Source organism: Janthinobacterium salmonicoloratum (genome assembly GCF_051380845.1).
GTDB classification, from domain to species: domain Bacteria; phylum Pseudomonadota; class Gammaproteobacteria; order Burkholderiales; family Burkholderiaceae_D; genus Janthinobacterium; species Janthinobacterium lividum_F.
This window is the reverse complement of sequence record NZ_JBNYXV010000001.1, coordinates 2,704,973-2,716,737: the sequence shown is the minus strand read 5'-3', so window position 1 is coordinate 2,716,737 and position 11,765 is coordinate 2,704,973. Positions and strand designations below refer to the sequence as shown.

Annotated in this window: 9 protein-coding genes; all 9 read left to right on the top strand. The window is 62.6% G+C overall.

Annotated elements, in window-relative coordinates:
- Positions 1-58: 58 nt before the first annotated feature.
- Positions 59-2,698, top strand: coding sequence for a leucine--tRNA ligase (gene leuS, locus ACQ4WY_RS12505; RefSeq protein ID WP_436504266.1), 2,640 nt, complete (start codon positions 59-61; stop codon positions 2,696-2,698).
- Positions 2,699-2,700: 2 nt separating this feature from the next.
- A complete protein-coding gene (locus tag ACQ4WY_RS12500; protein ID WP_436504265.1) occupies positions 2,701-3,291 on the top strand; it encodes an LPS-assembly lipoprotein LptE in 591 nt (196 codons plus the stop codon).
- 10 nt (positions 3,292-3,301) lie between these two features.
- Positions 3,302-4,318 (top strand): DNA polymerase III subunit delta, encoded by a 1,017-nt coding sequence (holA, locus tag ACQ4WY_RS12495; RefSeq protein WP_436504264.1) that lies wholly within the window; start codon positions 3,302-3,304, stop codon positions 4,316-4,318.
- Between the two features lie 24 nt (positions 4,319-4,342).
- The gene (locus tag ACQ4WY_RS12490) at positions 4,343-5,614 is read left to right on the top strand and encodes a glutamate-5-semialdehyde dehydrogenase (RefSeq protein ID WP_436504263.1); all 1,272 of its coding nucleotides are present in this window, start codon (positions 4,343-4,345) and stop codon (positions 5,612-5,614) included.
- Positions 5,615-5,684: 70 nt separating this feature from the next.
- Positions 5,685-6,122, top strand: coding sequence for a CopD family protein (locus tag ACQ4WY_RS12485; RefSeq protein WP_034745744.1), 438 nt, complete (start codon positions 5,685-5,687; stop codon positions 6,120-6,122).
- A gap of 10 nt (positions 6,123-6,132) precedes the next feature.
- Complete coding sequence (locus ACQ4WY_RS12480) at positions 6,133-6,747, top strand: 2-hydroxychromene-2-carboxylate isomerase (protein ID WP_251351286.1); 615 nt, start codon at positions 6,133-6,135, stop codon at positions 6,745-6,747.
- A gap of 100 nt (positions 6,748-6,847) precedes the next feature.
- A complete protein-coding gene (locus ACQ4WY_RS12475) occupies positions 6,848-8,053 on the top strand; it encodes a THUMP domain-containing class I SAM-dependent RNA methyltransferase (protein ID WP_374106359.1) in 1,206 nt (401 codons plus the stop codon).
- 74 nt (positions 8,054-8,127) lie between these two features.
- A complete protein-coding gene (locus tag ACQ4WY_RS12470) occupies positions 8,128-9,408 on the top strand; it encodes a multidrug effflux MFS transporter (RefSeq protein ID WP_436504262.1) in 1,281 nt (426 codons plus the stop codon).
- 202 nt (positions 9,409-9,610) lie between these two features.
- Positions 9,611-11,764: an HDOD domain-containing protein gene (locus tag ACQ4WY_RS12465; protein ID WP_436504261.1), complete on the top strand. Its 2,154-nt coding sequence runs from the start codon at positions 9,611-9,613 to the stop codon at positions 11,762-11,764.
- The last annotated feature ends 1 nt before the right edge of the window (position 11,765 follow it).

The window sequence follows — 11,765 nt, the reverse complement described above, 5'->3', positions numbered from 1 at the left end:
TATCGGGCGGCGACAACCAGTATAATGCTCGGTTCATATCCACTATTGGCCGCACATCATGCAAGATAAATATAGTCCCGCCGACGTCGAACAAGCCGCCCAATCGCACTGGAAGGCGATCGACGCCTATAAAGCCGTCGAACACGACCCGCGTTTCCCAAAAGGCAAGTATTTTGCCTGCTCGATGCTGCCTTACCCTTCGGGCAAGCTGCACATGGGTCACGTGCGCAACTATACGATCAATGACGTGATGTACCGCTACCTGCGCATGAACGGCTACAACGTGCTCATGCCGATGGGTTGGGATGCGTTCGGCATGCCGGCGGAAAACGCGGCCATGGCCAACAACGTGCCGCCCGCGCAATGGACGTATTCGAATATCGCCCACATGAAGCAGCAGATGGAATCGATGGGCCTGGCCATCGACTGGTCGCGCGAAATGACCGCCTGCAAGCCCGAATATTACAAATGGAACCAGTGGATGTTCCTCAAGATGCTGGAAAAAGGCATCATCTACAAGAAGACCGGTACCGTGAACTGGGACCCGATCGACCAGACCGTGCTGGCCAACGAGCAAGTCGTCGATGGCCGCGGCTGGCGTTCGGGCGCGCTGATCGAAAAGCGCGAAATCCCCATGTACTACGCGCGCATCACCGATTACGCGGAAGAATTGCTGGCCTATGTGGATGACAAGCTGCCGGGCTGGCCCGAGCGCGTGCGCACCATGCAGACCAACTGGATCGGCAAGTCGACGGGCGTGCGCTTCGCCTTCCCGCATCAGATCAAGGACGCGAATGGCTCCCTGATCGGCGACGGCAAGCTGTATGTGTTTACCACCCGTCCGGACACCGTCATGGGCGTGACCTTCTGCGCCGTGGCCGCCGAACATCCGCTGGCGATCCACGCCGCGCAAACCAATGCCGACTTGGCCGCCTTCAACGCCGAATGCAAACTCGGCTCCGTCATCGAAGCGGACATGGCAACGATGGAGAAGAAGGGCATGCCGACCGGCCTGTTCGTCACCCATCCGCTGACGGGCGCGCAGGTGCAAGTCTGGGTCGGTAATTACGTGTTGATCACCTACGGCGATGGCGCCGTGATGGGCGTGCCGGCGCACGACGAGCGCGATTTCGGCTTTGCCAAGAAATACAATCTGCCGATCAAGCAGGTCATCGAAGTCAAGGGCCAGGAATTTTCGACGGACGCGTGGCAGGAATCGTATGGCAGCAAGGATGGCGTCTGCGTCGCCTCCGGCAAATACGACGGCCTGCATTTCGCTTCCGCCGTCGATGCGGTGGCCGCCGACCTGGCGGAGCTGGGCCTGGGCGAAAAGAAAACCACGTTCCGCCTGCGCGACTGGGGCATCTCGCGCCAGCGCTACTGGGGCACGCCGATCCCGATGATCCATTGCGCCGATTGCGGCGTGGTGCCGGTGCCGGAAAAAGACTTGCCGGTGGTGCTGCCGGAAGACTGCGTGCCGGACGGCACGGGCAACCCGCTGAACAAATATGAAGCCTTTTTGCAGTGCGATTGCCCGCAGTGCGGCAAGCCTGCGCGCCGTGAGACGGACACCATGGATACTTTTGTGGATTCGTCGTGGTACTACATGCGCTATACCTCGCCAGGCTCGAACGACGCCATGGTCGACGCGCGCAACGATTACTGGATGCCGATGGACCAGTACATCGGCGGCATCGAACACGCCGTCATGCACTTGCTGTACGCGCGCTTCTGGACCAAGATCATGCGCGACTTCGGCCTGGTCAAGTTCGACGAGCCATTCGTCAACCTGCTGACGCAAGGCATGGTGCTCAACGAAACCTACTTCCGCAAGGACGCGGTGGGCAAGACCACCTGGTTCAACCCGGACGACGTGCGCCTGTCCCTCGATGACAAGGGCCGTCCGCAAAGCGCCGTCCTGGTGGCCGACGGCCAGCCGGTGGAAATCGGCGGCACGGAAAAAATGTCGAAGTCGAAGAACAACGGCATCGATCCGCAAGCGCAGATCGAGCAGTACGGCGCCGACACGGCCCGTCTGTTTACCATGTTCGCTTCGCCGCCGGAACAGACGTTGGAATGGTCGGGCAGCGGCGTCGAAGGCGCGAACCGCTTCCTGCGCCGCGTGTGGAACTTCGGCTACGCCCAGTCGGCCACGATTCAAGCCGCGCTGGCTGGCGGCGCGGCACCGGCCACGGGCGACGCGCAGAAAAACCTGCGCCGCGAATTGCACAAGCTGCTGCAGCAAGCCGATTACGACTTGAAGCGCATCCAGTACAACACCGTGGTGTCGGCCTGCATGAAGATGCTCAACACGCTGGAATCGGCCAAGCTCGATGACAGCGCGCAGTCGAAAGCGCTGATCGCCGAAGGCTTCTCCATCTTCCTGCGCCTGCTCAATCCCGTCGCGCCGCACATCACCCATGTGCTGTGGCAGGAACTGGGCTATGCGGGCGTGCACGGCGACCTGCTCAACGTCGCCTGGCCGCAAGTCGACCCGGCCGCATTGGAACAGTCCGAGATCGAGATGATGATCCAGGTGAACGGCAAGCTGCGCGGCTCGATCACGGTATCCAAGGATGCGGACAAGGCCAGCATCGAAGCGGCTGCGCTGGCGTGCGAAAGTGTGCAGAAGTACGTCGAGACCACGCCGAAGAAGATCATCGTCGTGCCAGGCAAGTTAATCAGCATCGTGGTGTAATCATGACGACATCCTCTTCCATATCGCTGTTGGGCCGCCGTGCCGTGCTGGCTTTGGGCCTGACGGTTTTGCTGTCGGCCTGCGGCTTTCATTTGCGCGGTTCGAACGGCAGTTTCATGCTGCCGTTCGCGACGATGTACATCGGTTTGCCCGACACGTCGCCGCTGGCGATCGGCCTGAAGCGCTATATCCGCGCCATTGGCAGCACGGAGGTGGTCGACACCAAGGATGGCGCCGACGCCGTCCTTGAAGTTCTCAACGACCCGGAGAGGAATCGTACCAAGACCATTTTGTCGCTGAACAAAAATGGCCGCGTGCAAGAATACCAACTCGGCTATTCGATCAATTTCCGCGTGGTGGACAAGGCCGGCAACCAGTTGCTGGCACCGACCACCATCAGCCTGGTGCGTCCGATTACCTTCGACGAATCGCAGGTACTGGCCAAGGAAACCGAGGAAGCGGCGCTGTACCGCGACATGCGCAACGACCTGGTGCAGCAGATCATGCGCCGACTGGCCGCCATCAAGCCGGTGCTGCCGGCCATGTCGGTGGCGCCAGTGACGCCGGTCGCGCCGGCAGCCCCGCAGCAGTAACGGGGTCGCCATGCAATTGCGGATAGACGCGCTCGATGGGCATGTGGCCAAGCCGCTGGCGCAGCTGTATGTGATCAGCAGCGACGAACACCTGCTGGCGCTGGAAGCGGCCGACAAGATCCGCCGCGCGGCGCGCGCGCAGGGTTACTCCGAGCGCGATGTGCTGACGGTGGAGCGCAGCTTCAAGTGGGGCGAACTGCTGGCGGCGAACCAGGAGCTGTCGCTGTTCGGGGACAAGAAAATGATCGAGCTGCGCATCCCCACCGGCAAGCCGGGCAAGGATGGCGGCGCGGCGCTGCAAAGTTACGCGAAAAACCTCAGTCCCGACAACCTGACCCTGATCACCTTGCCCAAGCTGGACTGGGCGACGCAGAAGGCGGCCTGGGTCGCCAGCCTGCAGCAGGCGGCCGTGTATATCGAGATTCCGAATGTGGAGCGGGCGCAGTTGCCTGCCTGGATATCCCAGCGCCTGGCCGCGCAGGGGCAAAGTGCCGAACGGGCCAGCATCGACTTCATCGCCGAACGGGTGGAAGGTAACTTGCTGGCGGCACACCAGGAAATCCAGAAACTGGGCTTGCTGCATGCCGCGGGCAAGCTGACGTATGAACAAGTGCAGGACGCGGTACTGAACGTGGCCCGCTACGATGTCTTCAAGCTGTCCGAAGCCATGCTGGCCGGTGACCCGGCGCGCCTGGTGCGCATGCTCGAAGGCTTGAAAGGCGAGGGTGAGGCGCTGCCGCTGGTCTTGTGGGCCGTCTCCGAAGAAATTCGCACGCTGTTAAAATTGAAGGCCGGCATGGCGCAAGGGCGTCCATTGGGCGCGCTGCTGAAGGAATACCGCATCTGGGGTCCGCGCGAGCGGATGATGGAACCGGCCCTGCGGCGCATTTCGCTACCCGTGCTGGAAGCGGCGTTGCAGCAGGCGGCGCAGGTGGACAAGATGATCAAGGGCTTGCGCGCCAAGGGCTACGCGGGCGATGCCTGGGATGCCATGCTGCGGTTGGGCCTGAAGATCGCCCGAGGCTAGTTTTTTTACACTATGGATACGAGCATGGACATCACAGAATATATGCAGGACGTGGGCGCGCGCGCGCGCGCCGCCTCGCGCGCCATGGCGCGTGCCGACAGCGCCACGCGCAACCGCGCCTTGAGCCTGATCGCCGCCGCCATCGTGCGCGATGCCGATCTGCTGCGCGCGGCCAACCAGCGCGACCTCGACGCGGCCGCTGCCGCCGGCCTGGCGCCGGCCATGCTCGACCGCCTGACCCTGTCCGACGCCGCCATCGCCACCATGGTCGAAGGCTTGACGCAAATCGTCGCGCTGGCCGATCCGATCGGCGAGATCTCGAACATGAAATTCCGTCCGACGGGCATCCAGGTGGGCCAGATGCGCGTGCCGCTCGGCGTCATCGGCATCATCTATGAGGCGCGTCCGAACGTGACGGTGGACGCGGCCGGCCTGTGCATCAAGAGCGGCAACGCGACGATTTTGCGCGGCGGCTCGGAAGCCATCCATTGCAACCGCGCGCTGGCCAAGCTGGTACAGGAAGGGCTGGCTGGCGCCGGCCTGCCAGCCGATGCGGTGCAAGTCATCGACACCACCGACCGCGCTGCCGTCGGCTTTCTCATCACCATGCCGCAGTACGTGGACGTCATCGTGCCGCGCGGCGGCAAGGGCCTGATCGCGCGCCTGATGAACGAGGCCACCGTGCCGATGATCAAGCACCTCGATGGCATCTGCCACGTCTACATCGACGCCAAGGCCGATATCGGGAAGGCGGTCGATATCGGCTTCAACGCGAAGTGCCACCGCTACGGCACCTGCAACACCATGGAAACCCTGCTGGTGTCGCGCGCCATCGCCGCTACCGTGCTGCCGCAACTGGCGGAGCTTTACATGACCAAGCAGGTGGAACTGCGCGCCGATCCGGAAAGCCATGCGATCCTGGCCGCCGCTGCTTATCCGCACCTGGTGCCCGCCACCGAGGAAGACTGGCGCACCGAATACCTGGCCGCCATCCTGTCGGTGAAAGTGGTCGACGGCATCGACGAAGCGATGGACCACATCAACCAGTATTCGTCCAAGCACACGGAAGCTATCATCACGGAAGACTACAGCGATGCGCTGCGCTTCCTGCGCGAAGTCGATTCCGCCTCGGTGATGGTGAACGCGTCGACGCGTTTCGCCGACGGTTTTGAATATGGACTGGGGGCCGAGATCGGCATCTCGAACGACAAGCTGCATGCGCGCGGTCCGGTGGGACTGGAAGGCCTGACCTCGCTCAAGTACGTGGTCTTTGGCCACGGCGAAGTACGCAAATAGTCTCTTTCGCGGGCGGCTCACGAGGCGGCCCGCGCTCTCCTTTTTCGATACCTCTGACACTGGGAACCCCATGCTCTTTCTCTGGACCAAAGCCTTCCACATCATCTTCGTCATGTCCTGGTTTGCCGGCCTGTTTTATTTGCCGCGCATTTTCGTGAACCTGGCGATGGAGACGGAAACGGTGGCCACCGAGCGCCTGCTGCTGATGGCGCGCAAGCTGTACCGCTTCATGTCCCTGCTGGCGCTGCCGGCCATGGTGCTGGGGCTGGCGTTGATGTGGATGCTGTACGGTGGGGGCGAAGGCCGCATGAAGATGCCGGGCTGGATGCACGCCAAGCTGACGTTCGTAGTGCTGCTGCTCGGCTACCACCACGCCTGCGGTTCCATCCTGCGCAAGTTTGAAAAAGGTCTCAACAAGCGCAGCCATACCTGGTTTCGCTGGTTTAATGAAGTGCCGGTAGTGATGCTGCTGGCCGTCGTCGTGCTGGTCGTGGTCAAGCCTTTCTAAGGGAGTCGAGATGAGTGCAAGTCAGAGCAAAGTCGTGCAGTATTTCTTCGCCCCCCACTCGCCATGGACCTACCTGGGGCACGCGCGCCTGATGGCCATCGCCGCAAAGACGGGCGCGCAGATCGACGTGCGCCCTTTCGACCTGGGCAAGGTTTTCAGCGTTTCGGGCGGCCTGCCGCTGGCCAAGCGCGCACCGCAGCGCCAGGCGTATCGCCTGGCCGAACTGGCGCGCTGGTCGGCCTTTTTGCAAGTGCCATTGACCTTGCAGCCAAAGTTTTTCCCCGTGTCGCCGGAAGCCTCGGCCAAGCTGATCATCGCCACGCGCCTGGCGCACGGCGTGGAGGCATCGCTGAACCTGGCCCACGCCATCATGCGCGGCCTGTGGGCTGAAGAGCGCAACATCGGCGACGAGGAAACCCTGGTGCAGATCGCGCTTGATGCCGGTTTCGATGGCCGCCAGTTGCTGAAAACGTCGGAAACGGCCAGCGTGCAGGCCGAATACGATGCCAATACGGAAGCGGCCACCGCCGCCAGCGTGTTCGGTTCGCCGTGGTACATCGTCGATGGCGAAGGGTACTGGGGCCAGGACCGCCTCGATTTTGTCGAGCGGGCGCTGGCAGGGTAGTCAAGGAATAGCAGTTTTTTAACGTAGTATTTTTTAACGTAGCAAACAGCGCCTGTAATTTAGCGGGCGTTCAACACAATGGAATAAGGGTACACCAACCATGGCTTCATATTTTTGCCCATGCCCGCGCGGCATGGAAGCGGCGCTGGCCGAGGAACTGGGCGAGATCGCCCAGGATAGTTCGACCATGAAGGTCCATAACCAGGTACCGGGCGGCGTACACTGCTCGGGCGACCTGCTGGACTCCTACCGCATCAACCTGCATTCGCGTATCGCTTCGCGCGTGCTGATGCGCATGGCCCATTCCGGCTACAAGACGGAAAACGATATTTATGATCTGACCCTGGCGCAATCCTGGGAAGACTGGTTCGGCGTGCACCACACGATCCGCGTCGACGTCACGGCCGTGAAATCGCCGCTGCGCAGCCTGGAATTCACGACCTTGAAAATCAAGGATGCGATCTGCGACCGCTTCCGCGACCAGTTCAACGAGCGTCCATCGGTCAACACCAAGACGCCGGACATGCGTATCGTCGGCTTCCTCGACGCACACACGTTTACCGTCTACCTCGACACTTCGGGCGAAGCCCTGTTCAAGCGCGGCTGGCGTGAAGAGACGGGCGACGCGCCGCTGCGCGAAAACCTGGCCGCCGGCCTGCTGCGCGTATCGGGCTGGAAGCCTGGCATGGTGCTGTTCGACCCGATGTGCGGTTCCGGTACCATCCTGGCCGAAGCGGCGCAGATGCTGCAGGGGATTCCGCCGGGCGCCTCGCGCCAGTTCGCCTTTGAAAACTTCCACGACTTCGATCCGGCACCGTGGAATGCCATGAAAAACGCCATCAAGGTCAATCCGCTGCCGGCTGAACCGACCATTTTCGGCAGCGACATTTCGGGCGACATGGTCGCCATGACGCGCCATAACCTGCGCTGCGCCGGCGTGCGTTTCGACGTGCCTTTGAAACAGATCGAAGCGCAGGAAGTCAAGCCGCCAAGCGACGTGCCTGGCATCATGCTGACCAACCCGCCGTATGGCGAGCGTATCGGCGTGCGTGGCGACAGCACCATCCCGGAAGATGAACTGTCGACGTCCTTCTATTCGGCCATGGGCACGACCCTGAAGCAGCGTTTCGCCGGCTGGACCGTGTTCCTGTTCACGGCCGACCTGGGCCTGCCCAAGCTGCTGCGTTTGAAAGAAGCGCGCAAGACGCCATTCTTCAACGGCGCGCTGGAATGCCGTTTGTTCCGCTTTGACATGGTCGCGGGGTACAACCGCCGCGAAGAAGCCAAGCCCAAGCCACAGCAGTAAGCGTTCACCGCAAGACACCCGCAGTCACCCCGCGCGCGGACCGTAACCGGTCCGCGCGCCACTTTGGATCCGCCATGTTTCCCACGCCTCCGGCCGATGTGCCGCCCGACCCGGTCACGCCCGTTCCGCCTCCCACACCGAGCCACATGGCGCCGCTGAGCCGCGGTGCGCTGGCCATGATGCTGGCCGGGCTGTCGATGCTGGGGCCCCTGTCGATCGACACCTATCTGCCAGCGTTTGGCGCGATCCAGGGTTCGCTGCAAGCCTCGCCGCTGGAAGTGCAGCAGTCGCTGACGTTCTACATGCTGGCCTTTGCCGGCATGGTGCTGTGGCATGGCGCGATCTCGGATACCTTCGGCCGGCGCAACGTCATTCTCGTGTCCTTGCTGATGTTTGCCATCGGCTCGCTCGGCTGCGCTTCGGCGCACACGGTGCACTATCTGTGGTTCTTCCGCATCATGCAGGGCGTCTCGGCCGGCGCCGGCGTGGTGATCAGCCGCGCTATCATCCGCGACCTGTATGCCGATGCGGCGGCGGCGCGGCTGCTGTCGCTGGTGACGATGATCTTTTCCATCGCCCCGGCCGTGGCGCCGATTCTCGGCGGCTGGATCGTCATCTGGTTCGACTGGCGCTCGATCTTCCTGTTCCTCGCCTTTTACACGGTGGTGCTGCTGGCGTTCTGCTACTGGCGCCTGCCCGAAACCCTGCCGATGGAAAAGCGCCAGCCGTTCAATCCCCGCTTCCTGGCCTCGAGCTATGGCCAGATCCTGCGCTCGCCCCTGTTCCACATCAAGGCCGGCATCGTCGCCCTCAATTTCGCGGGCCTGTTCCTGTTCATCACGGCCGCGCCGGAAATGCTGCCCAAGCAGTTGGGCCTGGGACCATCGCAATTCGGCTGGTTGTTCATTCCCTGCGTGAGCGGCATCTTCATGGGCGCCGCAGCGGCCAACCGCATCGCCGGCAAGGTCACGTTCGCGCGCCAGATCGGCATCGGCTTCGCCTTCCTGCTGTGCGCCGCCAGCGTCAATGTCGTGTATCACCTGTTCCTGCCGCCATCCTTGCCCTTGTCGGTGCTGCCCCTGTTCTTCTACACCTTCGGCATGTCGCTGGTGGGGCCGGGCGCGACCTTGCTGGCGCTCGATCTGTTCCCGCATATCCGCGGCACGGTGGCCTCGTGCCAGTCGTTTGCCAGCACCTTGCTGGGCGCCGTGGTGGCTGGCGTGATCTCGCCGCTGCTGTCCGGTTCCGTGCTGTGGCTGGCCTCGGGCCAATTGGCGTTTACGGGTCTGGCGCTGGCCCTGTGGCTGATATCGCGGCGCTTCCGCCACCGTTTGCTGGGTTCCTTCAAGGCATAAGTTTCCATGGCAGAACGCTGGATTTATTTCAACTTAATTTTCTATATTGCAAGTAATATTCGGCGCTTATGATAAGATGACTTTTTTCCCGGCATCCTCTCAGGCGACATTTTTTTGGGTTACAGGAGTAGAGGATTCCTCTGACGTGGCCGCGCTTCGCTGCTAAGCGCTCATCCTTTTTGAACCGGCAATGCCTGATACGATGCATCAATCTGATCAAGATATTCGCAATCGCCTGCTGATTGCCCGCCTGCCGGCCATGCCGCAGATCCTCATCAAGCTGATCGCCCACTTGCAGGCCGACGATGCCGGCATGCCGGAGCTGGCCGCCCTGATCGCCAAGGATGCGGGCATGACCAGCAAGATCCTCGGCGTGGCCAACAGCTCGGCCTACCATCGCCAGAGCAAGGTCGTCAGCCTGGAGCAATCGCTCGTGTCGCTGGGCACGGACATGATCAAGACCTTGGTCATCAGCGAATCCGTGTTCCAGACCTTCAACAGCTTTCCCCATTCCGGCAGCACGGATTTGCGCGCCTTCTGGAAAAGTTCGCTATCGGCTGCCGTCATGGCGCGCGCTTTGGCCAAGGCCATGGCGTATCCGCACGTTGAGGAAGCGTATCTGGCAGGCTTGCTGCACAACGTGGGCCGTCTGGCCTTGCTGGCCGCGGCGCCGAAGGAATACGCGTTCAATTTCACGGCGCGCGACGATGCCGCCCTGTGCGCGGTGGAGCAGCGCACCTTGCAGATCACGCATGCCGAAGCGGGCGCCTGGCTGATCGAGCGCTGGCATCTCGATTCCTTCCTGGCCGACAGCGTGCTGTATCACCATGAACCGCTGGCGCGCCTGGAAGCGAGCCATCCCCTGATCCGCATCGTGCGCCTGGCGCACCTGCTGTGCTGCCATGCCGACGATGCGGAGTCGATCACGCAGGCGGCAAACCTGTGTGCGCTGGACGTCGAGGTACTGGAAGACCTGACCGGCAGCGTGGCGCGCCAGGTGGCGCAGGCCGCACAGCACCTGGGCATCGACCTGACCGGCGCGGACGATATCGCCACGCCGCCCGCGTATGCGCCGCCATCCATCGATCCGGTGCAGCAGCGCCTGTCCGACGAAGTGCGCAACATGGTGCTGGTTTCCGAAGTGGGGCAGACCTTTGCCCGGCAACAGGGCGAGAGCAAGCTGCTCGAAGCCATCACGCGCTCGGCGCGCATCCTGTTCGATTTCGACACTGCCGTCATCCTGCTGCAAAACCCCACCGGCCATGCGTTGATCGGCGTGGCGGCGGGAGAACATCAGCAGCGCCTGGCCGGATTCTCGATCCCGCTGGCCAAAGGCGGCCCCTTGGCCGCCTCGGCGCTGGAGTGTCAGCTGGCTTTCCTGAAACGCGACTTGCCGGCGCTGGGCATCGTCGAGGAGCAGCTGTTCCGCATCTTGGGCACGGACAGCCTGGTCTGCGTGCCGCTGGTGGCAGGCCAGCGCAGCCTGGGCGTGTTGATTGGCGGCGTGGCGGCGTGGCAGATTCCCGCTTGCCAGAAGCGCGAGGGTTTCCTGCGCGCCTATGCCAACCAGGCCGCCACGGCGTTGGAAACGGCCCTCAGCGCGCGCGGCCTGGCACGGCGTCAGCTCGATCATGTGGCCGAGGAATACCGCGCCGCGTCGCGCCGCGTCGTGCATGAAGTGAATAACCCGCTGTCCATCATCAAGAACTACCTGAGCGTGCTCGATCACAAGCTGGAGAAACAGGAGCCGGTCATCGGCGAGATGGCTATCCTGAACGAGGAAATTGACCGCGTCGGCCAGTTGATCAGCGGCCTGGCCGATCTGCAGCCGGTAGCGGTAAGTGGCGCGACCGATTGCGCGCGCGTGGTCGACGATGTGCTGCGCCTGTTCCGCGCCACCGATTTCCTGCCGCCGAAGATCGAGGTGGTCACGCACATGCAGGACGCGCCATGCGAGGTGGAGGCCGATGCCGACATGCTCAAGCAAATCCTGCTCAACCTGCTGAAAAACGCCGTCGAAGCCTTGCCTGATGGCGGGCGCATCGAAGTGGCGAACCGTGGCCACGTCAACCGCGACCGTCGCCTGTATCTGGAATTGTGCGTCAGCGACAATGGCACCGGTCTGGCGCCGGAAGTGCTGGCCAATCTGTTTTCCCCTGTGCGCAGCAGCAAGGAAGGGGCGCATCACGGCCTGGGCTTGTCCATCGTGCATGACCTGGTCACCCGCCTGCATGGCGTGATCGGCTGCCGCAGCAGCAAGTCCGGCACCTCGTTTGAAATTCTGCTGCCCGTTCCCTTGGCTGCGAGCGCTGCAGCCGCGCTTCCCGCGCCCGGCAATATCGCCTTGTCTTCGTAAC

Bases quoted from the DNA above. Each gene is read 5' to 3' on its own strand.
- ACQ4WY_RS12465 (WP_436504261.1), top strand. From the start codon at position 9,611: ATGCATCAATCTGATCAAGATATTCGCAATCGCCTGCTGATTGCCCGC.
- ACQ4WY_RS12475 (WP_374106359.1), top strand. From the start codon at position 6,848: ATGGCTTCATATTTTTGCCCATGCCCGCGCGGCATGGAAGCGGCGCTG.
- ACQ4WY_RS12470 (WP_436504262.1), top strand. From the start codon at position 8,128: ATGTTTCCCACGCCTCCGGCCGATGTGCCGCCCGACCCGGTCACGCCC.
- ACQ4WY_RS12490 (WP_436504263.1), top strand. From the start codon at position 4,343: ATGGACATCACAGAATATATGCAGGACGTGGGCGCGCGCGCGCGCGCC.
- leuS (WP_436504266.1), top strand. From the start codon at position 59: ATGCAAGATAAATATAGTCCCGCCGACGTCGAACAAGCCGCCCAATCG.
- ACQ4WY_RS12480 (WP_251351286.1), top strand. From the start codon at position 6,133: ATGAGTGCAAGTCAGAGCAAAGTCGTGCAGTATTTCTTCGCCCCCCAC.
- holA (WP_436504264.1), top strand. From the start codon at position 3,302: ATGCAATTGCGGATAGACGCGCTCGATGGGCATGTGGCCAAGCCGCTG.
- ACQ4WY_RS12485 (WP_034745744.1), top strand. From the start codon at position 5,685: ATGCTCTTTCTCTGGACCAAAGCCTTCCACATCATCTTCGTCATGTCC.
- ACQ4WY_RS12500 (WP_436504265.1), top strand. From the start codon at position 2,701: ATGACGACATCCTCTTCCATATCGCTGTTGGGCCGCCGTGCCGTGCTG.